Here is a 26,609-nt window from a genome sequence, read left to right on the forward strand (position 1 = left end):
AAAACAACAAACCTATGCCCAAAGGAGTGTATCAAATACCCACACCTGTAAATGAACCGGTTTTAAGCTATGCTCCCGGTAGTCCGGAGAAAATCGCTGTAAAAAAAGCACTGGATGAAGCCCGTAGCCAAAAAATAGACATTCCTATGTATATAGGCTCTGAAGAGATACATACGGATAATAAGAAGCCAGTATCTCCTCCACATGATCACCAACACATCCTGGGTCATTTCAGTGAAGGTGATACATCACATGTAGAGCAGGCGATACAGGCAGCGTTAGGTGCTAAAGCTGCCTGGGCAGAGCTGGCATGGGAACACAGGGCTAGTATCTTCTTAAAAGCCGCCGACCTTCTGGCAGGGCCTTACCGTGCCAAAATCAATGCCGCTACTATGCTGGGCCAATCAAAAAATGCTTACCAGGCAGAAATTGATTCTGCCTGTGAATTGATAGACTTCCTGCGATTTAACGTTTTTTACATGTCCCAGATCTACGCCGAACAACCCGGATCTGCCCCTGGAATATGGAATAGATTGGAACACAGACCTTTGGAAGGTTTTGTCTTTGCTTTAACACCCTTTAACTTCACAGCCATCGCCGGAAATTTACCTGCTTCAACGGCCTTGATGGGGAATACCGTTGTATGGAAACCGGCCTACACGCAGATCTATTCGGCAAACATCATTATGCAGGTGTTCAAAGAAGCCGGCTTGCCGGATGGAGTGATCAACCTGGTTTATGTGAATGGCCCGGATGCCGGGAGCGTTATATTCAATCACCCTGACTTCGCCGGATTACATTTTACCGGAAGTACTGGTGTTTTCCGTCACCTTTGGAAAACAATAGGAGACAACATCGAGAAGTACAGAACCTATCCACGCATTGTCGGTGAGACCGGCGGTAAAGACTTTATTTTAGCCCATAAGTCGGCCAATGCACGTCAAGTAGCCACCGGCATTACACGAGGGGCTTTTGAATACCAGGGACAAAAATGCTCTGCTGCCAGTAGAGTGTATGTACCCGCTAATATTTGGGATGATGTAAAACGGTATGTGATCGCTGATCTGAAAACCATGAAAATGGGGCCTACGGAAGATTTTACCAATTTTATCAATGCCGTTATCGACGAAAAGTCTTTCGATAAAATTGCGGATTATATCGAAAAGGCCAAATCCAATGACATGAATGAGATTATCGCCGGCGGGAATTATGATAAGTCTAAAGGGTACTTCATTGAACCTACTGTTGTCGTTACGAAAGACCCAATGTCACTTACCATGTGCGAGGAAATATTCGGTCCGGTAGTCACCATTTATGTTTACCATGAAGAACGTTTTGAAGAGACTCTGGAACTACTCGACAATACATCTTCTTATGCTTTGACAGGTGCTATATTCTCTTCTGATCGTTATGCTATAGATCTGGCCACCAAGCGATTGGTTAATTCTGCCGGTAATTTTTATATCAATGACAAACCTACTGGCGCAGTAGTAGGACAGCAACCTTTTGGAGGAGCCAGAGGATCAGGAACCAATGATAAAGCCGGGTCTATGCTTAATTTATTACGCTGGGTATCGCCACGAACAATTAAAGAAACATTTGTACCTCCTACAGACTACACTTACCCTTTCTTAGACGAGAAATAGCTATAATTTCGTAAAGATCTAAGCCCGGATACAAAATAATCCGGGCTTTTTGAGCTTTCTGAAATTTAGTGAAGTTCAAAAAACTCAAAACCATACAAACGTTTGATTACTATTTTTTTTAAGAAAATAGTCTGTTTTCTTTTCAACAAAAAACTCAAAAAGCAATCTAAAAAAGGGCTTTAAATCCATTTATGAAGCATTAATTTACCATTCATAAAAACATGCCTACTCTTCAGTATATATTTTTTGTATATTTGAAGATGTAAGGTTTCAGCTGAAAGCTGAAATATTTTAAAAACAGAATGGTCCTTAACCTATGCCTTTCTTTTCTTTGAGCAAAGTAGATCACTATCGTAATTCTCAGTCAAAGAATGTACCCGATGTGATTGACATTAAGTTTCCTTCTGAAATAAAGGAAGTTGATATGGGCACCCTCGAATTATTGATCTTTATCGTGGACGATGACCCTAAGTTCATGCAGATACTGAATACGCACTTCTCTAAATTACGCTTCAAGAAAGACGATAAGGTCTTCCGCTTTAAAGTAAAAAATTTCGCCACCGGCAAAAGTTGTATTCAAGAACTTTCGTCTCATCCGGACGTCATCTTCTTAAACTATTATCTTAACCGGGAGATGAAAAACATAGAAAGCGGAAAAGAAGTACTTGATCAGATCGTTGAAATCAACCCAGGTCAAAAGGTAGTGATCTTGAATGAGCTGGATGATAATCTCAAAGATGCTTTCGTGGAAAATGGCTTGCGGGACTACATTATCCAGGATAATCAAGCACTGGATAATCTCAACGATCTTCTGGAAAAACTACTGTAACAGGAAGTCTTGTTTCCTTTAAATTAGGTTTAGTTACTGCAGATGCATGCTTTAAAAATCCCATTTGCCCCTGCCAAAATTGGCATTCCTGTTTAACAGAAGTGTACTTCCCAAACATTTCTTAGGTTTACACGTCATAACTTTGTACCAGTAGATACTATGGAAAAAGCCAACTTAAAAGTCTGTATGGACTTTCTATCTAAACTCAGCAATAATAATAACCGGGAATGGTTCAACGATAACAAATCCATTTATCAGGAAGCTCATCAACACCTGATCCTTTTTGCGGATGAATTGTTAGCTATCATGAACTCACATGATCAGATAGAAACGCCAAATGGCAAAAAGAGTCTGTTCCGTATCTACCGCGATGTGCGATTTTCCAAAGACAAAACCCCATACCAAACGCATTTTTCAGGTGGGTTCAGGCGGGCTACTTCCTTTCTTCGAGGGGGGTATTACTTCAGGATCCAGCCGGGTAATTCCATTATAGCAGGAGGTTTTTGGGCACCCAATTCTGAAGACCTCAAGCATATCCGCGCGCAAATTGCACAAGATGACGAGCCTCTGAGAGAAATCATAAACGACAAAAAAACAAATTCATATTTCGGAGGACTGGAAGGGGAGCAAGTAAAAACAGCGCCGAAAGGATTTTCCAATGGCCACCCTTCCATCGACCTGCTCCGCTATAAGCAATTGATACTGACCCATCATTTTTCTGACAAAGAAGTAATCGATAATGGATTTGTTAAGAAAGTTAACACAGGCTTTAAACATATGCGTCCTTTTTTTGACTACATGAGCGATATCCTTACAACGGACTTAAACGGCGCTCCTCTACTTTAGACACCATCCGTCGATAAAGGCCGTACTCTTTGGAACTATCTGAATATGAATTCGTTGGGCAAATGTGATGAAAAAAATCGCTTTACCGGTTACATCGCAACAACCTTAAACGACTAATTAAGAAAAAAACCATGTTCAGAATTTTTAGTGCTTTAATTATTTTGTCTATAGCAATGTTCGCGTTGGCCTGCGAGGGAGATGATTCACCCATGACACCAGACGTTGGTTCCGGCTCCGGAGACAGCAGTAGCTCCTGCGGCACTTTTGCTTACAGTGATACACTATTTTTTTTAAGAGAACAGGCTACAGATTATATCGAATCTCCTGTAACTGCACTATCCGGATCTTTTGGAGCTGTACCTGCCGGACTATCCATTAATGCTGCAACAGGTGATATCAATGTCAGTCAAAGTGACACCGGTGTAAAATATGAAGTGTTTTACGTACCTACAGGCACCACAGATACATGTCGTATCAAGGTAATTATTTCAGGTATAAATTACCTCAGCGGAGTTAGAATACTGGATAATAACGACACTTTGGCCATACCGTTTTACAACGGTCAGCAGGGATTGTTACCTCCCTGTTCTGATGATGATGACGACGATGACGATGATGACAACGACTGTGAATTTGATGATGGGAATGATGATGATGACGGTGATGGTTTTGGTGATGAGCCGCCTGCCGGACAGCAGATAAGACCACAAGGTATAGACATCAATGTAGCCACCGGCACGATCAATTTAAAACAGACAGTGGCCAACGGAACATTCGGCGCCATACCCGTAAGCGGTACTGTAAAGTCGGTCCGGTTGTATTACAGAATTAATGATGCCAGTAATGGTGCATTGGACTTTATTGATCTTGATCTCTATTATTATGACTCACTTAGCCAAGTACCTGCCTCTTTGATCGCAGAAACTACCGGTAAAAATGGAGCCCTCCTAAGGCGAAGGAATCCAATCCAACAAAAAAACCGACAAATGGCCCGTTATAAGCCCAGACCTCCGGCCTTGGTTATTGTAAATCGCGCCACAAGATAGCTTTTTTATATCTTACAGAGCTTATTAAATTTGAAGCTCTGTAAGATATTATGCTTTATAAATATTCTTTATTATTATCTCTGATTTGTCTAATAACGACAAAACCTTGGTGCCAAGAACGCCCCATTAATAAGGCTGAGGATCTTTACAGGAGAGCAGAAAAGCTTTATTCCAGTGGTGATGCCACTGATCAGTCAGATAGTATAGCTCTTACCTACTATAGATATGTCATTGACAATATCCCAGTCGACAATAAAAATGACCAGTTGATTCATTTTGATGCTTTTATGAAAGCTGGCCGATTAGCACATAGTTATTTACCACTTAAAGAAGCAATAGCACTCTATTCTGGTGCTTTAGTTAGTTCTGAGGTATATGGTTTAAATGATAGTACTAGATTTCATCCTAATTTACTCATTGGGATGGCTTATTATGTACTGCAAGAAATTGATTCATCGATCATATACCTGGAGCGAGCTGAGGCTATTTCAACAGAATATTCAAATATCAGTGAGCAAGATCGTCTTTTCAATTCATTAGGCGTATTATATTATGAGTCAGGAAATTATGGACAAAGTATAAATTACTTTCAAAAGGCCATTGGAATCACACCGAATATCGATGGGTACTATGAATATCAAACCAGCGCTTATAGAAGCAACATAGCTGCTGCCCTTCGAAGATTAGGCCAATACGATTCTGCAATAATCATTTATCGTAAAATAATAAGTGATGATCTAAACCAGGATTATATTCCTATTAATCTTGGAATAAGTTACAATCAGATGAATAAGCCCGATAGTGCAATCTACTTCTTCAATCAATTGAGTATATCTGATTTAAGCCAATCAAACGTAGCATTGCCGGCATTTTATAATAACATAGCCGAGGCATACGTCTTAAAAGGTGAGCTGAATAGAGCCGTTGCATATCTTGATACGGCAAGATTACTGTCAAAAGGTAATGATGGACTAAATACTTTTTTAAGTAGAAGCAATAAATTACTAGGTGACATAGCAAATTTAAAAGAATTGCCATTTGATGCACTCCATTACTATCAGCTTGCCTTAAACGAATTAGTATTGGAGTTCAATGATACTTCAATCTACACTAACCCAAAGACTGAGTTCACCATCAGCAGTTATGATTTGTTTGAAACCCTTGCGGCCAAAGCATCCGTTTTTGACAAGGAATACAGAAAAACTGGAGAATCAAATATACTACAAGGTGCGATTGATTCTTATGAGGCCGCAATACATGTATCTGACTACATTGCTAAATATTTTGACAATGACAATGCGCGAATATTTCATACTTCCCTGGCCCTCCCCATTTATGAGAATGCGGTAGATTTATTGGTTTATACCTATGAACGGACAGGCAATAATAAATATCTTGAAAAAGCCTTCTTATGGAGTGAGAAGAGCAAGGCTAATACACTCTCAATTAGCCTTAAAGAAGGTACTTTAAGAAGCAAAGAGCATCTACCGGACTCTTTGATCAAAATGGAAGATAATCTCAAATTTCGCTTATCACAACTTACTTTGAGACTAGAAAGTGTGAAAGATACTACCGAACTGAATCAACTGAAAAATGATTTAATCAACACGAAAGTCTCACTGTCCAGATTACGTGCCAGATTCCATGACTACCCTGAATACTACGCATTAAAATTTGCCTACGACAGTCTGTATCTTGAAGAATTTCAAAGCAGTATATTACAAAAAGGTCAGGCTTTACTGTCTTATTTTTGCTATCAAAATAATCTTTTGTTATTCATTGTCACCAAAAATGGATTAAAGTATGTTAATATCAATTTTTCCGATCAAGAAAAAGCCTCTTTAGCAGAATATATTAAGGGACTACAAACCATACAACCTGGTAAGCCCTACGCAGGGTACCAACTATCCACAACGCTTTTTGATCTGCTTATCGAACCTATATTTGATCATCTGACAAGGGTCCATTCGCTTATTATAATACCTCACCACCAATTAAATAACTTACCTTTTGAAACATTACAGTTCCATGAAAATGAATACCTGGTCGAACTTTTTGATATAAGTTACCAATATGCCGCTTCCTTTATTTCTGATGACAAGGAATTCAAAGTGAAATTAAGTGAATCGTTAGGCGTTGCCCCATTCAGCACGGGCACAGAACTCAAAAGTCAAAAATATGCACTACTACCCTCTTCTGCTCTTGAAATAGAAAGCTTAGATGGTATTAGCTTATTGGGAAAGGAAGCGACCAAGGAAAATATATTAAGAGATATTCAAGGTGTGAAATTATTACACCTTGCCACGCATGCCTATGCAGACAATACGTCACCCAGTAAGTCACACATCACCTTATACCCCGGATCTGCTGAAGATTCAGAGTACAAGCTTTTTACTACTGAGCTTTCTAACCTCGACCTGGACGCTTTGGAGTTGGTTTTTTTAAGTGCCTGTGAAACTGCTGCCGGCAAATTAGTCCATGGTGAAGGAATTATGAGTATTTCCCGTTCTTTTACCAGTGCGGGCTGTAAGAATATCATTACATCTCTATGGAAAGCAGAGGACCGCGCAACGGCTTTTATCAGCAAACGCTTTTACCATCATCTTGAAAAGGGGCACTCTCCGGCTAAAGCACTACAGCAAAGCAAAATTGATCTGTTATCCGACAAGGATTACAGCCAGTTCAAAACCCCTAACTATTGGTCACACCTGATCTACATTGGTGATAGTCAGGCATCTAATATGCAAAACTATTATTGGATCTATATTCTGGCCGCGGCGATTGCCCTCTTTTTGATCTACTACATAAAAACCACGAAACAAAGTGTGTTTTAGTTACTGTTAACATGACTCTTCTTCTGGTTTTGAGTTGAAAACTCAACAGGTTCTTTCATACTAATGAACCGGTCGAAATCAAGTAATCGCTCCTGATCAAATTGATCAAAAACTATCACTGTTTTCTTTCCTCTTAAGCCGTTAATCAGGTCAGCTATTTGACGCTGGGTAGCTCTGTCTAATCCGTGAAATGGACTATCAATGATCAAGACGGGCTTATCAGTTAGCAAGGCACGTGCGTATGCCAGGAGTTTGCGCTGGCCTTTAGAGAGGCCGGCCCCCAGATCTCCTATTCTACTGTCCAAAGATAGTTTTAAGTTTTCCGGCAAGTGCAATTGTACAGCATCCAGCATATCTTCTGCCAATCTTCTTTTTTCAGCTTTCCGACTATAACTTATGGCCTGGAAAACGGTTTTCCCTAATAGTGGCCAGTTTTCGGAAACAACAGCCATGGCTTTTCTTATGGACTTCCTGGTTACCGTAGATAAGTCTTGACGGTCAATGGTTATTTTACCTGTGCCTGGTAAATATAATCCAGTCAGCAACTTGATCATAGTGGTTTTTCCAACGCCGGCGCTTCCTTGTATCAAAGTAGTTTGCCCTGGGTGGATTACCTGGTCAATAAGTAATACTGACTTTACAGATCCCGGGTATTGAAAGCTTACACCACTAAAAACTATCCTACCTTCCACCAACTTCAACTCTGAAGAAAACGCTTCATCATTTTCAGCCAGATGCAATACTTTTATTAGTTTGTCAAACGATATGTGACCAAGTTCCCAAAATGTGCTGACCCGCAATAACCTTCTGAACACAGGCATGGAGGTAATAAGCAATAAAATAGCCGTGAGCAATGCACCCGCATCTAATGAAGGTAACCCTGACTGCTGTTGATAATATACATAGCATAAGATGGAAAACAAGATAGTATAAAAAAGGCCCGGAGCCACTGCCATAACAACGCTTCTTATCGCATGGTACTTCATACTTGCCCGGTACACCCGCTCAGACCGTTTTTCATAACGGTTCATCTCAGGAACCGTTCTGTTAAAAGCTTTAATGGAAAGTATACTCCTCAGCGTAATATTAACAAAGGACAGCAAACCGGATTTGTAATTTCTCTGCGTCAAGCTTTTGCTGTGTAATAACCGGTTCAAAAAGATAATCGTTACTCCTATAAAAGGTAAAGAGATCAATAAAATGATCAAAAGGTCTTTATCAAGTAGTGCAAGAGTAAGCAGCACCAGACAAAGCAGAATAACATCTACTGCAAAACCGACGATTCCTTTGGCCATATAGTTTTGAACACTTTTTAAATCTCCGCTATGCCGTAAAAGATATTTTCCGATGCCTTTTTCATCATAAACCGGCATTGGGATATCCAGCTGGGCTTTGAAAAGCATTTTCCGTATATCCATCAACAGCTTTTCTCCCATACCGGCTACCTGATAACGCTGGGCAAAATCAAAGATGACTTTAAGCATTACCAGAACAATAAAAAAGGTTAAAAAATGAGGTACCGTATCCCAAAAGACCGAAGGCAAAAAATCGAGCATTTTTGATCGTTGTGCATTCAACCCAAAAACAAGGTTATAGAACTTCCCTATACTCACGGGAATAACGATCGAAAAGACATTTGATAATAAGCTCACCACCACGGTAATCGCAGTAGTAAGCTTATTACTTTTAAAATAATCAAACAGTATGTCTTTTTTAGTCACCATTTCAAGCCACTTCACGTGCTCTTTTTTTGAATTGTGCCATATCAGGTGCCATTGTTGTCCGTATATGGGTATTAATAAAATAGTTTTCTACATCAGCAGAAGCCAAATGAGCTAAATTCAATACTGGAAGCTTAAGGTTACGATTTGCTTCGTCAACCAGTAACGGCCGCGTGTTGATCATACCGCTGATCGCGAAAGGCTTTATTTTCTTACTATGCAGCGTCTCCACCCCTTGCATTGCACTAAGACTGTCCCCGCTTGAGAATAAAACATGATCTACTGTAGACATGAAAGCTTCATGGCTGATCAACATCTCTGTTTCACGCTGTAACAAACCATCCGCTATTTCGATCACCACGTAATCCGGATTGATCTCCTCCACTTTATCCAACAACGCTTCATAAAGGTCTAATAATGAATCGGTCGGGCAAAGGTAGGTAGATGGAAAGCCAAAGTCTGAAAAATCTATGGCCATATCAGCGCCACAGTCATACGCCAGTACTTTATCTTTATTAAAAACCGTACCCGTAAGTTTTATAAATGCTACTTTATTTCCGGCAGCCTTAAGCCCACGACATAGGTAAGCTGCTGACGTAGTTTTTCCGCTATCCATACTGGCTCCTACGGAAAGGATGGTTTTGTAAGGTCGCTTTTTATCGGCATCAAATACTGCTGAAATACTTTTTTCATTTATGGTATTGATAACTTCTCCCTGCTTATCAGTAGCATAACCAATCAATTTCAGCTTAGTAGGGCCAAGTAATTCCAATTTATAGTACATGGAGGTAACAACACCTACTACACCACCTTTACCCATAAAATCATATTCTTCCTGAAATGTTGTCGGCACGTATCCTTCAAATTGGTTGCTGGCGTAACGATTTCCGAACACTGCCATTATTCTATCTCCCTCAAAAATGTAACGGTTTCTCCCGTCACTATCCTGCAACGTACTTAGACTACCTAATTGAAGCACCTCAAAAATAGCTACATCTCCAGCCATAGGTATATAACTTTTTGTGATGACAGTGTTCAATTTGTAATCGGTAACGCCTTTGCAACTCATTGGTTTTTTGATATTCATACTATTGGTTTTTAAAATCTTATTAAACTTTCTGAGCCAACTGACAATCGTTCAATTAAAGGTTGATTATTGATCTCTTCATTGTTATTTTTTCACTTTGAACCGGTATGATACACTTAGTATCATAGCAGAAAAGTTGCTAAATCTTCTTCTTATCCGCCCGTTACGCGGGTCTTCTACATTGATCCTACGATACTTGTTACCTAAATTAAATTCCGTTTGTCGCATAAAACGCAGGTTAACATTGGTCCTTTTAATAGGTCTGAGGGTTACTCCGAGTGTAAGTCTATGCGCGTGAAGACCTCTGGGCGATTGACGTATTACACGCTCTCCCTGCTCATCACGATACCAAAGTGGTCGCCCGGACAAATAATAATGGAATTCGTTGGTGATATAAGGTCTGGCCCTTAAAGGTAGCCTCCAGTTCCTTCGATGTATCCGAAAGGCATAGCGCAGGCGATATTCGAATTTGCTCCTTTCGGGAGAGTGCCACTCTGCACGGAAATAATTCATCAGCCTGATCTTTCCAAAATTTCGAGCCACATGTATACGCGCCGTAAGCCTGTTCCTTGCATCGTCGTTTGCATTTTGCACACTACCTGATCTTTGGTAACCCAAGCCCAGACATACTTTGCTATTGAGCCTATATTGTACATTAAGACTATTTTGTATTGTACCTAACTCTGTGGGATTTCTTCTAAATAAGAAAAGCTGGCCCACTGATACTCTCCACTCTTTAGTGATCCTGGCCTGCGCACTGTGTCCATACCAAAACCTCACCCCGTCCTGGGCAACTGCCGATTGAATGGTTGAAAAAACTAAGAGCAATAACATTAGTAACAATAAATTAATATTCAATTTGATTTTATCAATCATATTATCATTATTTATAATTATTTATTAATTAGTCGAATCAATCTGGTATGATGTAATCCTTTTTATTAAAAAAATCCGACCTTTTTTGCTATAAAGCCTGGTCACGGTATACACAGGCCTTCGCTACTAATGACAGAATAGTATTTGTGATAATTATTGGCATGAATGGTGTTAAAAAGTAATAGTCCCCGGAGCAGCAGAAGCCGGTATCTACACCTCTTCCTGCATTACCGAATAGCTTTCTTCACTGACCTTCCCACGCTACCCGGAAACTATCTCCACCATTTATTATAAAAATTTTGCTTTCATACGAGCATCGGGTATTTCACAGGTGTCTTTTATACCAAACCATTGATAACGATGCTTCGCGAATACCCTGTAAGCTGCATCCCTGAAAGGTTTTGGCAACCCTATCAATGGATATAACCAGTACCAGGGCCCTTTGAGCTGCCGGGCTATCCGCAATACAGCACTGCTTTTGGTAAATACCTTTGAATCTTCTATCAACACTATGGTCGAATTGTCACTTGGTGCGTGATACTGATTCAATAATTTTTGTCCTTCTAAGGACTGGATGGATGCAAACTGAAAGTGATTCTTGTTATCATTTTTTATAACAAACCGGACTGTGCTGTCACAAAAGTTACACACGCCATCAAAAAGCACTATGGCTGGCCGGACAGGCTCACTAGCATCAATCGTTGTACGATCAGAGTTACTTCTAAATATGTTTTTCAAAGGAGTTATGCTCTTTTCCACGTCAAAAAATGAAAGAAATATTAGTCCGCTTTGTTGATATCTAAAGCTTATACCCATGATAAAGAATATACCCCAATGCATACTCCATGTTAGAAAAGCCCATATCATACCTGCCCTTTTATTAAATAAAACCAGCGGGGCTCCCAGCTCAATAATAAAAGTACCGATACCCAGTATCAGAAATAACCCGGTATTGGGATATATCCATTCAAAAAGTGGCGAGGTGGTCTCACCAAAGATCTCCTTTCGAATGGCATCCACCGCTACCTGGGAACGCATAGCATCTCCACTGACCCAGTCCCAGGCCAGTTCTCCAAACAATTTGGCCAGACCAGACAGAAAATAAGTAACAACGGTCCCTGCGCAAATCAATTTTATAGGCCAGCCATAACGCCAGTGTGGTTGAACTTTCTTCTTTTTTGACATTGCATCCAGTGAGAGTGAATCTGCTGCCGAAACCAACCCGATGATAAATACATGTAATACAAGTGCTATACGGCTATGATAGATCATGGTCCAGGAGTTCCTGTAGCTCAGTATGAATAGCAAAAAGAGGGCAAACAACGGCCCCGTCCACTTGTACTTCCAGCCCAACGTGTAAGAAATACAAAGTCCGACGCCAACAGCTAATATCAAGGTAAACACAGCCGGGGGTAATGGTTCGCTGAATATATTCGCCAGGCCTACCGGTTCAAACATAGAAAGATCTGAACGGGATATTTTTTTCATCATGTCGAACCTGGTCAAAAGATACCATAAGGAGAAGCCTCCGGTACTGATCCTTAAAATTGCCAATCGGTTAGCAGGGGCCGGGTCGAACCAGAATTTTTCGATTTTCAATAGTAAGTCTTTCATTTTCTTTCGATGTTTTGACGGCTATAAACTTTTTCTTTAAGTGGCTCCTTTTTCTTTGTCAGAAAATAATCCTCAAGATGATAGCGCCCCTTTACCATTTCCACTTGTACAATCTGCGTCAGCGGCTCTCGTTTTGAACGTGCCAGACGTTTTGCTACTTCCATGGTCAGATCGTCATGTTTGCCGGTTTTTGCACTTTTTCTTACTTGCCTGCGTACTTGATTAAAGCCTCCTGTACCCAGGTATTTGTAAGGAATAGTGTGCCGGTTTCCGGTAGCATCATAACCTACAAAGTAGGTAAAAGAGTAAGTAGGTTTTCTTTTATGAGAAAACATAGGGTAATAGGACAGGGGGAACTCGTCCTTTGGTTTTTCCTGCCAGTTTTCCCGGACAGGCCAGAAAAGGGCAAGGGTCACCGCCAAGCTAAAGACAACTGCTAATGGTTTTTTTTCAATCATAATAATTGAGTATATATTTAGTTTAATGGTTCTACTTGTTAAATAAGTAGTATTACTATTAAGTCGATTCAGAGAGTAGACTTGTAACCTTGTTCGGCTATTTTTTTAAAAAAAACAGAAGCTTTAAATGGAGCACGAACTGCACTGATTAACAGCAAGTTCATGTTAGGCGCTGTGATATTAATCCAGGAGACTCTGCGCCAGAATAAGTAATAAGGTAAGACAACAACAGATCATAGGAGTAGTATAGTTACATTATGGGAAAATGTATTATGTGTTCAGTTTTTCAACTTAAGCATTTTCAAATCAAGCATATCCTCACTGGAAACATTGCAGCGATATATATGTGAAGGATTATTTTTAATGGCTTTAAACAATACCAATGCTTCATCAATATTCCTGTTATTCAAATAAGCCAGGGCCAGGTAGTAATCAGATTCCTGCTCAAAATCCTGTGTCCCGTTACGCTTATTTTCCTTTTTTAGTTCATTGAAAGTTTTCACGGCCTGATCATATTCAGCCTCTTTGAGGAAAGAAACGCCTGTAAGAAAGTAGTCCCGCGACGTTTTATTATCTAACTGCTGAAAATAAGCCATGACATCTGCATATCTCCCGCTGATATAAAGTGAATCCAGGTGCGCATATTCCACATCAGAAGACCGGGTGATGGGTAAGTTGTATTCCGTATATAGCTGGCTGTATATGTCTGAAGAATTTACCATGGAAAAACGAACGACACTATAACACACCATAAGCGCCAGCAATCCCGCTGCTATTCTCATGCCCCAGGTAGTTAAACTGACCGTTTTTATTTTGTGGTAAGGCTGATCCTGGTTTAAAAACCTATGGTTAGCCATTTTAACTTCTTCACGGATAGACGATCTTGTAGTAACTTCCACAGACATCTTAAAAAGATCAAATTCATTTTGAAGGTCCGGGTTCTCATTCAGCTCTGCTTCCAGCAGTTGCTGCTCACCTGGCTCCATATTGCCTTTCAGAAGGCTATCAAATCTTTCATAATAGGTTAAGGCTTTGTTATCTTCCATGTTCCAATGCGCTTTTTAGGTTTTGATATAATGCCGGTGAGGCTTCTATCCTCTTGATCAACTCTCGCTGACATTTGTATTTCTTGTTCCGTAACACTTGCTCGTTCTCGTAGTCTACATGTTCGAGGATCTCCCGCATTGGCAAGTCTTTAAAATAAAAAAGAGTGAGTATCTTTTTACAAACTTCTCCCAGGCTTTCAAAAAGGTTAGAGACAAACTTTAGTCCTTCCGAGTACTCCAGGTAATCAGTAACATCTTTTTCCAGATCATCTTTCTGATCTTCAAAATAAGTATCTCTTTTTAAGGCGCTACTTCTTTTCCGTGCTTCCGAAAACCACATATTCCGGGTAAGCGTGTATAGAAATGATCTGACACTGGCTTCCTTTCGATATTTCTCTTTTCTGACCAAATCAATAAATGCTACAAATACTTCCTGCATGATGTCCTGAGCATCTTCTTCATTGCCATTATTAGAAAGTATGATAGTCTTCAACATTTCAAAGTAGTTTCTATACATGAAATCCAGCACTTTACTGATTTCCCGGTTATTTTGGATGGATGAAATGATCTCCTCATCGGAAAATCCCCTTTCCACCTTCATGCTCTCCTTATTCATTAGTCGAAGTCAATTAATTTTTTGTAACCTAATTGTCAATATTTTTCCAACAATAACCCAACTATGACTACTTCAGTACAGGATGCTACGTTAAAACACCTATTATTTGAACTAGAAATTTACGCATAAAACTCGATTGATTGCCAAGCGATTTGGTTGGTACTTTGTACTGTATCATTTAAAACGGAAGAAGCGATGAGATTAGCAGTTGTAAATTTAGAAGATAAAAACGATCAGTTTAGTGCAGCATTAAGTATAGCCAGATCGTTGGTCAAAGAAAATGAAAGTGTATTATTGGTTGATTTAGATCCTCAAGCATACATTACAAGAACATTAAATATAGTAGATCCGGAAAAAACAATCAATGATGTTTTGAGCTGGGAAGCAAAACTGGAAGATACCTTCATGGAAGCTGAAGGCCTTACTATTGTACCGGCGGATATCCAATTGTCATTATTAAATATCTCTCTGGCATGGTCAGACCAACGTGAAATTTACTTGAAAACGGCATTGGATATGCTTTCGGAAAACTTCGATCATATCATTATCGATTGCCCGGGCTCTTTATCCTTTCTGACGATCAACTCACTGTATGCCTGCGATATGGCTATCATTCCTACTGTGCGCAATTCATGGAACAAAGATCACATGAATGAAGTGGAATTAATGTCTCTAAATGCGTGCGAGGAGCTGGTAGGTACAAAAGTAGTTTCAATGGATAATAGTTCAAATATTTTAAATGACCTGTCCAGTCACTTTATCAACAATAACAAGGTAGTAATACTCAATAATGCGGATAAAGAAACTCTTGAGGAAGTACCGGTATATTCTAATCGTACATCCTCACACAATTATTCCAAAATGGCTGTTATGCAGGAAATTAAGAACTATACAATACATTTAAATTAGTCAACAGAGTTTGTTCACTTAACTTACCACACTTATTTGAAGTTGATGAACTTACTCAATATCCGGTAATTTTTTACATCGTTCCGGAGTTTATCAGCCCTTTCTGTGCATCCATACCCAGGCAATCAATAATGGGTGGATGATCACCAACCTCAACCATGCCACCCACAGTGGCACACATAATCCACTCTCCACACATCCTCCCACCTGGATGAAATAAACATGGGACGGTATAAAAAGGATGAGTAAAAAGATCAGGGCATAAGCAGCATCATTTCTTACTTTACTCCATATCAAGCCCAGTCCAAGTATTACCTCCAGTATGCCGGAAATAACATTAATGACTTTTGGAAAAGGTAGATAAGGAGGAATAAGCGGGTAATAGAAAGCGGGGTCTCTGAAATGATTTAAGCCTGCCAGCACAAAAAAGGCGATCAACAGGTAAAAGCTAATTTTTTTCATACCGTAAGTTTCCAATTTCTTTTCTGATGTACGGCCCGTAGTATTAAAGCAAAAGGTATCCACCATATGAGGTCGTTAGTGATAAGCGTATAGCCAAATTCTGCTGGTGCAGCTCCGGAAAAATAATTAATTACATATCCCATCGGTCCAAAAAGCTTGCCTAAAAAACCTACGGCTACAATAGGCCAATGTACCAACGGCGCATAACTGGCCCACCAGTACCCGAGGCCATAAACACCAATTACCATCCCCATCCCCTGCCAGATCATCGGGTGATTGAGCGGGTCCATACCTGTTAACTCAAAGAAATGTTGTGGAAAAAGCACCACCCATGCTCCCCATAAGATATTGTAAAAAGCGGCTATTTTCAGCACGTAATTCATCCATTTTGAATCTTTCATAGTCCAGGTTTAATGCTACACTTTCTCATTAACCTTAAAACATCGACCAATGTCTTTTGTTAAGGCCTTAGTGTTATATTATGAAACCCGTAAGACAGATCACCAAAAGCCCTGGGTGGTATTTTTACATGGCGCTGGTGGCAGCATAAAAACCTGGTCATACCAGGTATCACATTTTACTGCCCATTTCAATCTGATACTGATCGACCTTCGGGATCATGGCAGATCAAAGAACATCGTCCCGGAAGTTGATCGTTACCATTTTTCTATTATCACGGAAGATATCAAGTGTGTACTTGATAATGAGGGCATTACCAAAGCACATTTCATCACATTGTCATTTGGTAGCGTACTGTTACAAGACTTATATATGCGTTACCCCTACCTGGTAGATCGTATCGTTATTGCCGGTGGTATATTTAAGGGGAATTTCTTTATACGTTCGTTTGTGCAACTGGCCCGGTTGCTAAATGTATTCCTGAACTTCTCTACTATGTACAGGCTCTTCTCATACCTTTTGATGCCTCGTAAACATCATACACTGTCCAGGCGCATATACCAACGGCAGGCATCAAAACTCACCCAGGAAGAATATATGAAATGGGTAGAGTTATATGCTGAGTTTTTCAGACTACTTCGCCTCTTTTACCGCCAAAAACTAGCGGTAGAAACCCTTGTAGTTATGGGAGAACAGGATTATGTCTTTCTGAAGGCTGCACGTTCCTTTACAGCAAGGCAGCAAGATGCTATATTAAAAGTAGTCCCAAATGCGGGTCACATTGTTAACATTGACGCTGCATTGGCATTCAATGAATTAGCCATCCCTTTTTTACAAGAGGTCCATCAAAAAAACAGCGCTCCAGAGCACAGTACGAGGCCAGTTCCACCAGATCAATGATTTGATGCATTCCGGGGTATTCTCATTACGATCAATTTGAGCATGTAATGGAACGGCCCTGAAAAACGTGACACCCCATGCACCGGAAATCATACTTGCCTGAATAATTCGCAAAATGGAGGGCTGCTGCCAAATGCCTATGGCATGAAAAGCTACCTGACTGAACATCAAAGGTATCACTATCACAGTTATCATCACTGTATATTTAGGATGCCACCGGCTAAGGCCCGTCTCATCAAAAAAATGAAAGGAGGGATAAACCACCAGCTGTACCATCCAGATAAGTATTACCAGGCCGAAGTCTATAATGATTTGAAAAGACATATGTATAAATTACTCCTAGCCTCCTAAACCAGTGACATTCTCATTTGTTCAGGATCAGGAAGATTTGAGATCATAAAACACGGCCGACACACATCACGGTTATTAATCAAAACACCACTCCAACCGGCCTTGGGCACAGAACGAAAAACAAATCCTTATTTTTTCAATTTCATAATACTAATTATTTTAGTATTTACTATTTTTGATAGTAAATAGATGAAGATTATGAAGTTACAGACTGGTATTTACAAAGTAAAACTTAAAACCCTCATTGAAGAATTCGCCATCCTACAGGTATATCATCGTGATCGAAAGACCTATTATAGGATTAACAACGGAATAGAGAATGATATTGACTGGCTTACTGAGCGGAACCCTTGCATTGTGGTAAAGCAACTTAACCAGTTAAACGTGCAGACGGCTCGTATGGAAATTAAATTCAGAGATGATGAGGGAGACTATTACAGTTTCCCGGCATCAAATGTGGATGTGATACGTCAGCTCTTTCAAACATTTCCGGAAGTGGCCAGAGCATTAGGATCAAAAATACGGGCCCGATAGTGCCATGGGCTACCTATTAGATCTGGCAATGTAACACCGAACCCCCAACCTACACCTTAATAACCTAGTGGAATTAATAAAAATAACGAATAAAGGCGCAACAGGAAATCTTTTCGTCGGACATGAAGAAGTCCTGTTTGTCGATTGGAATAATGGCAATAAAGAAGGTTTTTATGCTATTGATAAAAGCTTAGCACTTCGGCAAGTAGATAAAGTATATTTCGCATTAAACACGATTGGGGCACATTACCCGGTCATTGAAAATCAGCTCCCTTTTGCCATAGAAAACTATGTAACAACTCCTGGCCCTGACGGAGAGGTCTATTGTTCCTATTACCAGGAATCAAGCGTATACGGTTTTGATAAAACCGGTAAAAAGATCTTCGAATGGAAGGACCACATAGGGCAAGGTCATGCCTTGCACGACATCAGATTCCAACCTCCGCATTTTCTATGGCTTGCTTTCCCTACCGGGCAAACAGTGACTAAACTTTCGTTGATCGATAAAAAAGAAACATTTCGCATTGGAAACTACAACTGGAATTATGATAGGTATGAACCGTTGAGTTATCCTGAAAGCTTGTGGATAGACGAACATTTCCTTTACATCCCTAACATGGGCAACCATAAGATCTACAAGCTGGATTTGAACAACTATCAATTAAGTGAAGAAGTAACATTAAATGAGCAGCCATGGCAATACCTCAAATGCACTATTGGAACATTTATTGTGAGTGGAACAGGCATATACCAGGTAATTAATTAAACCTTTTACAAAACAAACCCGGATACTTGTTGCCATACTTATTAGGCACATGGGCGTACCGAACAGCAGGTAGCAAGTTAAACTCCTGACTTTTTTGACGATTAGATTTCAGGTGTTTATTCAAAAAAAACTCCCCAAGTTTATGGAATCCGGGTTTATTCTTCATCTATAAAAGAAAAAAATTATGCATCACCATCATCTCATTTTCTTACTATTACTCGCCAGTCCTTCGTTCTCACAAGACTTTCAAGAGCGGGCCTGCAAGACTTCTATCAAAGAAGTAACTATTTTTCTCAACAGCGCCCAAATCACCCGTAACGGGAAGGTCACTGTGCCAAAAGGTAAATCAACCCTTGTGGTTAAGTCTTTATCACCCTACCTGGATGACAAGAGCATTCAGGTAAAAGCCAGTGAAGGGTTCACCATTTTATCGGTTAATCATAAATTCAATTACCTGGATCGTTTGAGGCGAACTAAAAAGACTGACAGCTTAACAAAGGTGATGAAGTCCCTGGACCTCGATATTGCCGTAAATCATTCCCGCCTGGATGTATTGAAAGAAAAGCAGAGCTTACTGAATGAGAATAAGAATTTAGGTGGTCAAAACTCCGGGGCTTCCTTAACCCAATTAAAACAGGCCATTGAATTCTATGAGAAGGAACTTTCAGCCATTAAGGCTGACGAATTAAAGACCACACAGGAAATAGCAGCTTTAAATGAAACCCGGTCGCGAATAGAAAAGGAAATGTCAGAAGTTAAAAATAGCGATGAATTACCTAGTGGTGAAATTCATATAAGAATTGAATCCGAGAGAGAAATTAATGGGAACTTCACTATTACTTACGTAGTTACCAACACCGGGTGGTATCCAAAGTATGATGTGCGAGTCAAAACCATAGAACAACCTCTTCAACTTAACTATAAGGCAGAAGTTTTTCAAAATACCGGGGTAGATTGGAAAAATGTTAAACTGCGGTTTTCAAACGGTGATCCCAATCAAAGTGGGTTAGCCCCTGAACTAAGCACCTGGCACTTAAACTATGCCAGGAACACCATTTACCAAAAGGGGAACTATAGTAATATTGTTCGTAATGTCGGAAATGTTTCAGGAAGAATAACAGATGAAACGGGAGGACCATTACCTGGCGCAACAGTGGTAGTAATGGGCTCAACAATAGGCACTGTGACAGATTTGCAGGGTAATTATTCTTTGACATTACCCAATGGATCAACACATATCAGTGTATCATTTGTAGGATATGTTGCCCAGGAAATACCTATCAATTCTTCTAACCTGAATATTCAGTTGGCCCCTGATGTATCTCAATTATCAGAAGTAGTAGTGACAGGTTATGATCGCTTACAAGGACGTGCGCCAGGTGTACGTATAAGAGGAGTCAACAGTCTAAAAAAGAAGCAATTTAAAAATAGCATTTCTACCACTATCGTTGAAAATCAAACCACGGTAGAGTTTGAAGTAGAAAAACCCTATTCGATCAAATCAAACGGAGAAAAACTATCTGTTAACTTAAAAAACCTGGAAATTGACGCACTTTACAAGTATTATGCCGTACCTAAACTGGAGAAAGATGCCTTTCTTATTGCCGAAATAGTCGATTGGGACCAGTATAATCTGATGGAGGGAGAAGCCAACCTGTACTTTGAAGATGCCTATGTAGGCCGGTCAGTGCTGGATGCCAAAGCACTATCCGATACGCTCAGCATATCGTTAGGCAGAGATAGAAACATAGTTATTGCTCGCAAAAAGGTAGATGGATACACCAAAACAAGAACAATCGGGAGTAACGCCATAGAAGCAATAGGATATAAGATCATAGTAAGAAACAATAAATCCCAACCCATCAAACTCACTGTAATGGACCAGGCCCCTGTCTCTTCCATCAGTGATATAACTGTAACACCAGAAGAATTGTCTGATGGACAGATGAATGAAAAAACAGGAAAAATCGTATGGGAAATTACCTTAGAAAAGGGAGAGCAAAAAGAACTGAATATGGCGTACGAAGTTAAGTACCCTAAAAGAGAAAGGATTTACCTGGAATAACCTTTGACGCTGTCAGAATATAATCTCCAAATGACATGAGATGAACACCATCTGCACCAAAATTTTCATAGAATTGATATCTTAGCCAGACAGATCTCTTCCATAAAACGGATAGTTAAATTGAATCAATATTCGTCTGGCGGCAATTAACAGAATCAGCAGAAATAAATGGAGTCCAAACCCTTATTAGATTATATCGGCCGGTATATTCACTTAACCAGTGATGAAGAAGCACTGTTACTCGAAAACATCTCTTATAGAAGATACCTAAAAGGGCAATACATTACTCAGCAAGGAGATATTTGCAAGCAAGAAAGTTTTGTGCTATCCGGATGCCTGAGAACATTTTACGTGGATAACGAAGGCCAGGAACATATCGTAATGTTTGCGGTGGAAAATTGGTGGACAGCTGACCTGGGAAGCTTTATCACGCAAACCCCTGCTGACTATAATGTCCAGTGCCTGGAAAATACAGAGGTAATACAGTTCTCATACAACGATATTGAAGAGCTCTACATTAAAATCCCCAAACTGGAACGCTTTTTCCGAATTATCATCCAAAACGCGTATGTAGCATCCGAAAAGCGTATTATTCAGAGTTTCAGCATGACAGCCAAAGAACGTTATCTCAAATTCAGAGAACAGTATCCTCAAATAGAACAACGTGTTCCACAATATATGATCGCTTCTTACCTGGGCATTACAAAAGAGTTTCTCAGCAAGATCAGGAGCCAGTTGATCTTTGAAAACGAATAATGTTAATCTAGTTTAACTTCCTTTTTTAATATAGTTCATTTCATAGCCATTATGGGAGGCCCAACTTTGTGTCATCACATAATAAGAAAGAATCATGGCAACGTTATTAGAAAAAATCAGTGACCTGAATGACCTCATCCTTCAGGGTAAGGCAATGGAGGCCTTTGAAAAGTACTATCATGAAGATGTAGTAATGCAGGAAAATGAAAATGAACCTGTACTGGGAAAGGACGCTAATCGTAAGCGAGAGGAAGAATTTTTTGGCTCTATTACTGAATTCCGAGGCGCCAGCCCATTAAAGGTAACGGTAGGTGAAGGTACCACTATGGTAGAATGGCATTTCGATTACACACATAAGGATTGGGGGGAGAGAAACTACACTCAAGTATGTGTACAAGAGTGGAAAGACGGATTGATCGCTAAAGAAAAATTTTATTACGCTAACTAATCTTTAACATGAACTACCCAAGTAAAAAAATAACTATTGTGGCTGTTGCGGTGCTATTATCCATAGGAGCAGTTGCGCAAAGTACTAACTGGAAAGTAGACCCCAGTCATTCGTCCATTGGTTTTTCAATAGACCACATGGTGATCTCAGAAACAGTAGGTGAATTCAATGCCTATGACATGATCGTAAAATCAAATAAAGATGATTTTACAGACGCACAATTTGAAGTAACCATCCAAACCGGTAGTATCGACACGAAAGATGAAAAAAGAGATGGCCACTTAAAGTCTGCCGACTTTTTTGATGCAGAAAAGTACCCTACCATAACGTTCAAAGGTAAAAAGCTACAAAAAGTAGAAGGCAATAAATATAAAGTTACCGGCCTGCTCACTATGCACGGTATCACCAAAGAGGTGACGCTGGATGCAAAATTCGGAGGGACCGTTAAAGATCCGTGGGGAGGTACTCGTGCCGGATTAAAAATATGGGGTGAAGTAGATCGATATGATTATGACCTGAAATATAATTCAGTGCTGGAAGCAGGTGGCCTGGCTATCGGACAGGAAGTAAGGATAGAATGTAGAATAGAGTTGGTAAAAGGGTAATTCTGTAGTAGCTACAGCTGTACCGGACCCTATAAAGATTGTTTCAAAAGTAGGTTGAGACATCCTTTATAGGGTTTATCAATTTAAAACCATCCCTTTAGCTTAATACTTCATACCCGTCTTTCCTGACATAATCATAATGTAGCCACAGGTCACTCCTGACTAAAACTAATAGCCGTCAAAGAGCAGGCGGCATAACCTATTTAAAGGTTAAAATTATATCCTACAACGATCAGTACCGGCCACGCTTCCGTGAATTCAGCAATTCTGGGATCATTCTTAATGGCATCTTGCTGGTCTTTGAAACTCGTTGACGTAATAGGGACAAGCAAGCCAAAATCCCAAAAGTTCCCTTCCCTTTTCAGAGAATTCACTTTAACCCCCAGGCCAAATGAAGGTCCGATATATACCTCATCATATTCAGATAACCCTTCAACTTTTATAGCAGCATTCGTACCTACCATACCGGTAAAGTAAAACTCAGTCTGTTTCGTACTTGGAAGTGAATATTGCAATCCGATATTATATCCAACACCGGCTATCATATAGCCTAATCCACCAAATACATTGAAATGATCTGCCAGATTAAGCCCCAACCTTGCCCCGATAGAACCGTATTGTAATCCCAGGCCTAAACCCAGCGAGGCCTCTCCTTTTTGTGAGCTTTTATGAATATCCTGCGCACTTAAAGGTAATGAGACACTTAACGTTAAGAACAGAAAAATAGCTAGTACAATTGTCCGCATAAGTATGTGATTGGTTTTAGTTATGACTCATTTCAGACTGTAACTTCGGAAATTCCTTCCCATTTCTCTTGTCACGGTTGTATTTTGTAAGCCCATTTTTAATAAAAAATGCAAGCTCTTCCTCCTCTTCATTTTTTGATGCTGAGTTAACAATCAGTTTAGGTTCTTTATTCAATAGCCTGGATATTTTCCGGAGAGTTTTTTCATCTTCTCTCTTAACAGGAAATAATTTGACAGCAGCTTTCATTGCACCCATGGTAGGCCTGACCTCGACCAGGTATACTTTATCAGGCGCCAGATCCGCTTCAATAAATCGCCTGTTTTCTGCTGCTACCCAAAACACGTGTGGCCCCGGATCACATTCATAAATCATGTAATTCTTATTGCTGAATTTCCCGAGGTATTTTTCACTATCAAAATACTTAAAATTGATCAATGCTCCGGTACCGGAGGTCCTAAGGAAGTAAACGATACTTTTTCCATCTGAGGGCAGATTATAATTTTGTGCGTTTAAAAAAGAACCGATCGATAACGATAGCGTGAGGAATAAAAGAGTTGGCCTCATTTCAGTAAAGTATGTACACAAGGAACGAATATATTATGACAATGAAAAGTCCTGAAACCAGAAAAATACTCAGTAAGTAGGGTATTAAGATTTTATTTCATGAATGAGTCATAAAACTTTGCCTGCTAATTATTGCCAACTGCCTACTGATCGAATTATACTGATCATAATAAACACCATGCATGATGTACGTCCGGTACGTCATTGAATCATTAACTCAACACCTGTTTTCTATCACCAGGCCGCGTGATTAAAAAAAGTTACTTTATTTTTTATAGTTAGGATTCCTTACTATATTTGTGTCATCAAAAAGTAATGACCATTTAAAACATTAAAAAATGAGTAAATCAATTTTCTATCACGCAGGATGTCCGGTCTGCATAAGTGCAGAACACGACATCATCGGTCTAGTAGGTGAATCAAACGTAGAAGTGGTCCATTTAGGAGAGGACAGGGACAGAATCAATGAAGCGGAAAAAGCCGGGGTCAAATCGGTACCTGCCTTGCTGACACCTAATGGTAATGTATTGCACCTCAATTTTGGGGCATCCATGGAGGACGTAAAAAGATAAAAAAATTTCCCTTATTTGATTAGGAATCCCACCTACATTCCTGACCAAATACTTTGATCAGTTATCTATCTTATTCAATGAACCTTAATCAATACCTATGAGAGTAGCAGTTTGGGACACTTATGTAAACAGAAAAGACGGACAGGTTATGCATTTCGACATCCTGGTACCGGACACGTTAACAGATGAAAATGAAATATTTGAATTCGGTAAAGCTTATCTAAGGAATAAGGCTTTTGAAACGGAGGATATTAGCGCTGAAAAATGTAGCTTTTGTCATATCGCACAGGCACCTCAGCATGTTGTAGATTCAATTACCTTATCAGGTTATCACATCATTGAAATGGAAAATTGCCTGTGATTAGTTTCCTGACTTAATTTAACCCAGGATGACTAACTTTGTCAATGCAGGTGGCCACTCCATAAGCTTTTTCAGCATGAAAGACAGTATATTTAACTTAGAAGCTCAACAACTGAATACCAGTAGCAAGATTGTTGTCGGCCTTGAGCGCATTTCCGAAGCTTTTAAGGTACTGCTATGGAAACAGGCAAAAACCCTGGGGTTAAGCCCCATTCAGATTCAGTTACTCATTTTCATAGCCTTTCATAAATATGAATTGTGCAATGTAAGCCATTTGGCTAAAGAGTTTAACGTCACAAAAGCCACCGTAAGTGATGCGGTAAAGGTGCTGGATAAAAAAGGGTTGATCATCAAGACCCACTCATCCACGGACAGTAGAAGTTATATCATAACACTCTCATCCAAAGGCAAACAGATCGTGAACCAAACGAATAGCTTTGCTGATCCTATAAAAAGTGTACTGGAAAACGTAAACAAAACTGACCTGGATCAGCTATATGGCACACTTACTCAATTGATCTACGGACTGAATCGCTCAGGTATCCTTGATGTTCAACGGACTTGCTATGGATGTCAATTCTATGAAAAGAAAGAACGGGATCATTATTGTCACCTTTTAAAGAAGAAACTCTTCACTAACGAGATACGTTTGGATTGTCCGGAATACAATGAAAAGCCAACTGGTAATGAAGCATCCTGAAGATAGCTCGAATAAACGACTGGAAACTCAACTTAAAATCAAAAAATGTCAATAACAAAAGAATCAGAACTCACCGGTATGAAGAAGGTCAGTGAGGCCGTTGGTACTACGCTTAAGCTAATGAGAAAGTACACCAAGCCTGGTATGACCACAAAGGAGTTAGATAGCTATGGCAAGATGCTTTTACAAAGTTTTGGTGCAAGACCTGCTCCAAAGATCACCTATAACTTCCCAGGCTGGACGTGTATCAGCGTAAACAACGAAATCGCACATGGTATTCCTTCCAGTAACACGTGGCTGTCAGAGGGTGACCTCATAAATATTGATGTTTCTGCCGAGTTAAACGGGTTTTGGGCTGACAATGGCAGTTCATTTGTATTAGGAACAGATGTTAACAGGCATCAACCCCTGGTAGACACCTCCAGAAGGATCCTACTGGACACGATCCAAAATATCAAAGGAGGTGTCAAAATTGCTGATATCGGCCATTTTATAGAGATGCATTCCAGAGCTTCAGGATTTAAAGTAATCAAAAACCTGGCCGGCCATGGAATAGGAAGAAAACTACATGAAGCCCCTGAAGACATTCTGAATTACCGGGAAAAACGCAACAAACAACGCTTCAGAAAGAATTCTGTAGTAGCAATTGAAACATTCATTTCCACAAAGTCTAACTATGCGATCGAATCAAATGACGGGTGGACTTTAGTGGGAAATAAGGGAGGGTTTGTTGCCCAACATGAACATACGATCCTCATTACTGACAATAAACCTGTCATACTCACTGCAGCCAACGGCATTTGGGATTGAAAAATAAATGTCAAACGCTATTGCTGCCCTAAAACACTACA

Annotated in this window: 29 protein-coding genes; 17 read left to right on the forward strand and 12 right to left on the reverse strand. The window is 39.8% G+C overall.

Annotation, left to right across the window (positions count from 1 at the left end):
* Positions 1-14: 14 nt before the first annotated feature.
* From pruA to FNH22_RS11190, 5 genes are all read left to right on the forward strand, one after another.
* Positions 15-1,646: an L-glutamate gamma-semialdehyde dehydrogenase gene (pruA, locus tag FNH22_RS11170; protein ID WP_143398458.1), complete on the forward strand. Its 1,632-nt coding sequence runs from the start codon at positions 15-17 to the stop codon at positions 1,644-1,646.
* A 316-nt stretch (positions 1,647-1,962) separates the two neighbouring features.
* Positions 1,963-2,475, forward strand: coding sequence for a response regulator (locus tag FNH22_RS11175; protein WP_143398459.1), 513 nt, complete (start codon positions 1,963-1,965; stop codon positions 2,473-2,475).
* A 159-nt stretch (positions 2,476-2,634) separates the two neighbouring features.
* Entirely contained in the window at positions 2,635-3,321 is a 687-nt protein-coding gene (locus FNH22_RS11180; RefSeq protein WP_143398460.1) for a DUF2461 domain-containing protein, read from the forward strand.
* Between the two features lie 131 nt (positions 3,322-3,452).
* On the forward strand, positions 3,453-4,367 hold the full coding sequence (locus tag FNH22_RS31985) for a hypothetical protein (RefSeq protein WP_185154182.1): 915 nt from the start codon (positions 3,453-3,455) through the stop codon (positions 4,365-4,367).
* 50 nt (positions 4,368-4,417) lie between these two features.
* Positions 4,418-7,201 carry a CHAT domain-containing protein gene (locus FNH22_RS11190; protein WP_143398462.1) on the forward strand — a complete coding sequence of 928 codons (2,784 nt, stop codon included), beginning with the start codon at positions 4,418-4,420 and terminating at the stop codon, positions 7,199-7,201.
* On the opposite strand, the gene FNH22_RS11195 is transcribed toward FNH22_RS11190, so the two are convergent.
* The 7 genes from FNH22_RS11195 to FNH22_RS11225 form a co-directional block, all read right to left on the reverse strand.
* Complete coding sequence (locus FNH22_RS11195; RefSeq protein WP_143398463.1) at positions 7,198-8,940, reverse strand: ABC transporter ATP-binding protein; 1,743 nt, start codon at positions 8,938-8,940, stop codon at positions 7,198-7,200. The two genes, FNH22_RS11190 and FNH22_RS11195, sit on opposite strands and share 4 nt — an antisense overlap.
* The gene (locus FNH22_RS11200) at positions 8,927-10,009 is read right to left on the reverse strand and encodes a molybdopterin-guanine dinucleotide biosynthesis protein B (protein ID WP_143398464.1); all 1,083 of its coding nucleotides are present in this window, start codon (positions 10,007-10,009) and stop codon (positions 8,927-8,929) included. Before FNH22_RS11200 ends, FNH22_RS11195 begins: the two co-directional genes overlap by 14 nt.
* A gap of 84 nt (positions 10,010-10,093) precedes the next feature.
* A complete protein-coding gene (locus FNH22_RS11205; protein ID WP_185154183.1) occupies positions 10,094-10,843 on the reverse strand; it encodes a DUF2490 domain-containing protein in 750 nt (249 codons plus the stop codon).
* A 330-nt stretch (positions 10,844-11,173) separates the two neighbouring features.
* Positions 11,174-12,499: a DCC1-like thiol-disulfide oxidoreductase family protein gene (locus tag FNH22_RS32385; protein WP_221420259.1), complete on the reverse strand. Its 1,326-nt coding sequence runs from the start codon at positions 12,497-12,499 to the stop codon at positions 11,174-11,176.
* Positions 12,496-12,957, reverse strand: a complete 462-nt coding sequence (locus FNH22_RS11215; protein WP_143398466.1) for a hypothetical protein — start codon at positions 12,955-12,957, stop codon at positions 12,496-12,498. The genes FNH22_RS32385 and FNH22_RS11215 overlap by 4 nt, the downstream gene beginning before the upstream one ends.
* A 278-nt stretch (positions 12,958-13,235) precedes the next feature.
* The gene (locus FNH22_RS11220; protein WP_143398467.1) at positions 13,236-14,003 is read right to left on the reverse strand and encodes a M48 family metallopeptidase; all 768 of its coding nucleotides are present in this window, start codon (positions 14,001-14,003) and stop codon (positions 13,236-13,238) included.
* A complete protein-coding gene (locus FNH22_RS11225) occupies positions 13,993-14,619 on the reverse strand; it encodes an RNA polymerase sigma factor (protein ID WP_255518032.1) in 627 nt (208 codons plus the stop codon). The genes FNH22_RS11220 and FNH22_RS11225 overlap by 11 nt, the downstream gene beginning before the upstream one ends.
* Positions 14,620-14,814: 195 nt before the next feature.
* On the opposite strand from FNH22_RS11225, the gene FNH22_RS11230 reads away from it, so the two are divergent.
* Positions 14,815-15,528 (forward strand): ParA family protein, encoded by a 714-nt coding sequence (locus FNH22_RS11230; RefSeq protein ID WP_143398468.1) that lies wholly within the window; start codon positions 14,815-14,817, stop codon positions 15,526-15,528.
* Between the two features lie 93 nt (positions 15,529-15,621).
* Here FNH22_RS11230 and FNH22_RS11235 read toward each other — a convergent pair whose 3' ends face one another.
* Together FNH22_RS11235 and FNH22_RS11240 are read right to left on the reverse strand one after the other, a co-directional pair.
* Positions 15,622-15,990 (reverse strand): hypothetical protein, encoded by a 369-nt coding sequence (locus FNH22_RS11235; RefSeq protein ID WP_143398469.1) that lies wholly within the window; start codon positions 15,988-15,990, stop codon positions 15,622-15,624.
* On the reverse strand, positions 15,987-16,391 hold the full coding sequence (locus tag FNH22_RS11240; protein ID WP_221420260.1) for an alkyl hydroperoxide reductase: 405 nt from the start codon (positions 16,389-16,391) through the stop codon (positions 15,987-15,989). The genes FNH22_RS11235 and FNH22_RS11240 overlap by 4 nt, the downstream gene beginning before the upstream one ends.
* Positions 16,392-16,440: 49 nt before the next feature.
* Between FNH22_RS11240 and FNH22_RS11245 the strand changes: the two genes are divergently transcribed.
* Positions 16,441-17,289, forward strand: coding sequence for an alpha/beta fold hydrolase (locus FNH22_RS11245; RefSeq protein WP_143398470.1), 849 nt, complete (start codon positions 16,441-16,443; stop codon positions 17,287-17,289).
* Here the strand turns inward: FNH22_RS11245 and FNH22_RS11250 are convergent.
* Positions 17,221-17,613: a hypothetical protein gene (locus FNH22_RS11250; RefSeq protein WP_143398471.1), complete on the reverse strand. Its 393-nt coding sequence runs from the start codon at positions 17,611-17,613 to the stop codon at positions 17,221-17,223. The genes FNH22_RS11245 and FNH22_RS11250 overlap by 69 nt on opposite strands.
* A 225-nt stretch (positions 17,614-17,838) precedes the next feature.
* Here FNH22_RS11250 and FNH22_RS11255 point away from each other — a divergent pair, with 225 nt between their 5' ends.
* The 6 genes from FNH22_RS11255 (at position 17,839) to FNH22_RS11280 (ending at position 22,814) form a co-directional block, all read left to right on the forward strand.
* Positions 17,839-18,174, forward strand: a complete 336-nt coding sequence (locus FNH22_RS11255; protein WP_143398472.1) for a hypothetical protein — start codon at positions 17,839-17,841, stop codon at positions 18,172-18,174.
* 67 nt (positions 18,175-18,241) lie between these two features.
* Positions 18,242-18,940: a hypothetical protein gene (locus tag FNH22_RS11260; RefSeq protein WP_143398473.1), complete on the forward strand. Its 699-nt coding sequence runs from the start codon at positions 18,242-18,244 to the stop codon at positions 18,938-18,940.
* 184 nt (positions 18,941-19,124) lie between these two features.
* Complete coding sequence (locus FNH22_RS11265; protein ID WP_143398474.1) at positions 19,125-21,005, forward strand: DUF4139 domain-containing protein; 1,881 nt, start codon at positions 19,125-19,127, stop codon at positions 21,003-21,005.
* Between the two features lie 168 nt (positions 21,006-21,173).
* The gene (locus FNH22_RS11270) at positions 21,174-21,761 is read left to right on the forward strand and encodes a Crp/Fnr family transcriptional regulator (RefSeq protein WP_143398475.1); all 588 of its coding nucleotides are present in this window, start codon (positions 21,174-21,176) and stop codon (positions 21,759-21,761) included.
* A 94-nt stretch (positions 21,762-21,855) separates the two neighbouring features.
* Positions 21,856-22,209 (forward strand): nuclear transport factor 2 family protein, encoded by a 354-nt coding sequence (locus FNH22_RS11275; protein WP_143398476.1) that lies wholly within the window; start codon positions 21,856-21,858, stop codon positions 22,207-22,209.
* Positions 22,210-22,217: 8 nt separating this feature from the next.
* The gene (locus FNH22_RS11280; RefSeq protein ID WP_143398477.1) at positions 22,218-22,814 is read left to right on the forward strand and encodes a YceI family protein; all 597 of its coding nucleotides are present in this window, start codon (positions 22,218-22,220) and stop codon (positions 22,812-22,814) included.
* A 203-nt stretch (positions 22,815-23,017) separates the two neighbouring features.
* Here the strand turns inward: FNH22_RS11280 and FNH22_RS11285 are convergent, their stop codons facing one another.
* Together FNH22_RS11285 and FNH22_RS11290 are read right to left on the reverse strand one after the other, a co-directional pair.
* A complete protein-coding gene (locus FNH22_RS11285; RefSeq protein WP_143398478.1) occupies positions 23,018-23,560 on the reverse strand; it encodes a hypothetical protein in 543 nt (180 codons plus the stop codon).
* A 16-nt stretch (positions 23,561-23,576) separates the two neighbouring features.
* On the reverse strand, positions 23,577-24,125 hold the full coding sequence (locus FNH22_RS11290; protein WP_143398479.1) for a hypothetical protein: 549 nt from the start codon (positions 24,123-24,125) through the stop codon (positions 23,577-23,579).
* Positions 24,126-24,463: 338 nt separating this feature from the next.
* On the opposite strand from FNH22_RS11290, the gene FNH22_RS11295 reads away from it, so the two are divergent.
* From FNH22_RS11295 to map, 4 genes are all read left to right on the forward strand, one after another.
* Positions 24,464-24,697 (forward strand): thioredoxin family protein, encoded by a 234-nt coding sequence (locus tag FNH22_RS11295; protein ID WP_143398480.1) that lies wholly within the window; start codon positions 24,464-24,466, stop codon positions 24,695-24,697.
* A 97-nt stretch (positions 24,698-24,794) separates the two neighbouring features.
* A complete protein-coding gene (locus FNH22_RS11300) occupies positions 24,795-25,058 on the forward strand; it encodes a DUF2024 family protein (RefSeq protein ID WP_143398481.1) in 264 nt (87 codons plus the stop codon).
* Positions 25,059-25,086: 28 nt separating this feature from the next.
* Positions 25,087-25,758, forward strand: a complete 672-nt coding sequence (locus FNH22_RS11305; RefSeq protein ID WP_255518033.1) for a MarR family winged helix-turn-helix transcriptional regulator — start codon at positions 25,087-25,089, stop codon at positions 25,756-25,758.
* A gap of 45 nt (positions 25,759-25,803) precedes the next feature.
* Positions 25,804-26,568, forward strand: coding sequence for a type I methionyl aminopeptidase (gene map, locus FNH22_RS11310; RefSeq protein WP_143398483.1), 765 nt, complete (start codon positions 25,804-25,806; stop codon positions 26,566-26,568).
* The last annotated feature ends 41 nt before the right edge of the window (positions 26,569-26,609 follow it).

Origin of the sequence: Fulvivirga sp. M361 (genome assembly GCF_007097395.1) — a bacterium.
In the GTDB taxonomy this organism is placed as follows: Bacteria; Bacteroidota; Bacteroidia; order Cytophagales; family Cyclobacteriaceae; genus Fulvivirga.

Coding starts and splice junctions, on each gene's coding strand:
- pruA (WP_143398458.1), top strand. CDS start 15: ATGCCCAAAGGAGTGTATCAAATACCCACACCTGTAAATGAACCGGTT.
- FNH22_RS11175 (WP_143398459.1), top strand. CDS start 1,963: ATGCCTTTCTTTTCTTTGAGCAAAGTAGATCACTATCGTAATTCTCAG.
- FNH22_RS11180 (WP_143398460.1), top strand. CDS start 2,635: ATGGAAAAAGCCAACTTAAAAGTCTGTATGGACTTTCTATCTAAACTC.
- FNH22_RS31985 (WP_185154182.1), top strand. CDS start 3,453: ATGTTCAGAATTTTTAGTGCTTTAATTATTTTGTCTATAGCAATGTTC.
- FNH22_RS11190 (WP_143398462.1), top strand. CDS start 4,418: ATGCTTTATAAATATTCTTTATTATTATCTCTGATTTGTCTAATAACG.
- FNH22_RS11200 (WP_143398464.1), bottom strand. CDS start 10,009: ATGAATATCAAAAAACCAATGAGTTGCAAAGGCGTTACCGATTACAAA.
- FNH22_RS11205 (WP_185154183.1), bottom strand. CDS start 10,843: ATGTTATTGCTCTTAGTTTTTTCAACCATTCAATCGGCAGTTGCCCAG.
- FNH22_RS32385 (WP_221420259.1), bottom strand. CDS start 12,499: ATGAAAGACTTACTATTGAAAATCGAAAAATTCTGGTTCGACCCGGCC.
- FNH22_RS11215 (WP_143398466.1), bottom strand. CDS start 12,957: ATGATTGAAAAAAAACCATTAGCAGTTGTCTTTAGCTTGGCGGTGACC.
- FNH22_RS11220 (WP_143398467.1), bottom strand. CDS start 14,003: ATGGAAGATAACAAAGCCTTAACCTATTATGAAAGATTTGATAGCCTT.
- FNH22_RS11225 (WP_255518032.1), bottom strand. CDS start 14,619: ATGAATAAGGAGAGCATGAAGGTGGAAAGGGGATTTTCCGATGAGGAG.
- FNH22_RS11230 (WP_143398468.1), top strand. CDS start 14,815: ATGAGATTAGCAGTTGTAAATTTAGAAGATAAAAACGATCAGTTTAGT.
- FNH22_RS11235 (WP_143398469.1), bottom strand. CDS start 15,990: ATGAAAAAAATTAGCTTTTACCTGTTGATCGCCTTTTTTGTGCTGGCA.
- FNH22_RS11240 (WP_221420260.1), bottom strand. CDS start 16,391: ATGAAAGATTCAAAATGGATGAATTACGTGCTGAAAATAGCCGCTTTT.
- FNH22_RS11245 (WP_143398470.1), top strand. CDS start 16,441: ATGTCTTTTGTTAAGGCCTTAGTGTTATATTATGAAACCCGTAAGACA.
- FNH22_RS11250 (WP_143398471.1), bottom strand. CDS start 17,613: ATGTCTTTTCAAATCATTATAGACTTCGGCCTGGTAATACTTATCTGG.
- FNH22_RS11255 (WP_143398472.1), top strand. CDS start 17,839: ATGAAGTTACAGACTGGTATTTACAAAGTAAAACTTAAAACCCTCATT.
- FNH22_RS11265 (WP_143398474.1), top strand. CDS start 19,125: ATGCATCACCATCATCTCATTTTCTTACTATTACTCGCCAGTCCTTCG.
- FNH22_RS11270 (WP_143398475.1), top strand. CDS start 21,174: ATGGAGTCCAAACCCTTATTAGATTATATCGGCCGGTATATTCACTTA.
- FNH22_RS11275 (WP_143398476.1), top strand. CDS start 21,856: ATGGCAACGTTATTAGAAAAAATCAGTGACCTGAATGACCTCATCCTT.
- FNH22_RS11280 (WP_143398477.1), top strand. CDS start 22,218: ATGAACTACCCAAGTAAAAAAATAACTATTGTGGCTGTTGCGGTGCTA.
- FNH22_RS11285 (WP_143398478.1), bottom strand. CDS start 23,560: ATGCGGACAATTGTACTAGCTATTTTTCTGTTCTTAACGTTAAGTGTC.
- FNH22_RS11290 (WP_143398479.1), bottom strand. CDS start 24,125: ATGAGGCCAACTCTTTTATTCCTCACGCTATCGTTATCGATCGGTTCT.
- FNH22_RS11295 (WP_143398480.1), top strand. CDS start 24,464: ATGAGTAAATCAATTTTCTATCACGCAGGATGTCCGGTCTGCATAAGT.
- FNH22_RS11300 (WP_143398481.1), top strand. CDS start 24,795: ATGAGAGTAGCAGTTTGGGACACTTATGTAAACAGAAAAGACGGACAG.
- FNH22_RS11305 (WP_255518033.1), top strand. CDS start 25,087: ATGACTAACTTTGTCAATGCAGGTGGCCACTCCATAAGCTTTTTCAGC.
- map (WP_143398483.1), top strand. CDS start 25,804: ATGTCAATAACAAAAGAATCAGAACTCACCGGTATGAAGAAGGTCAGT.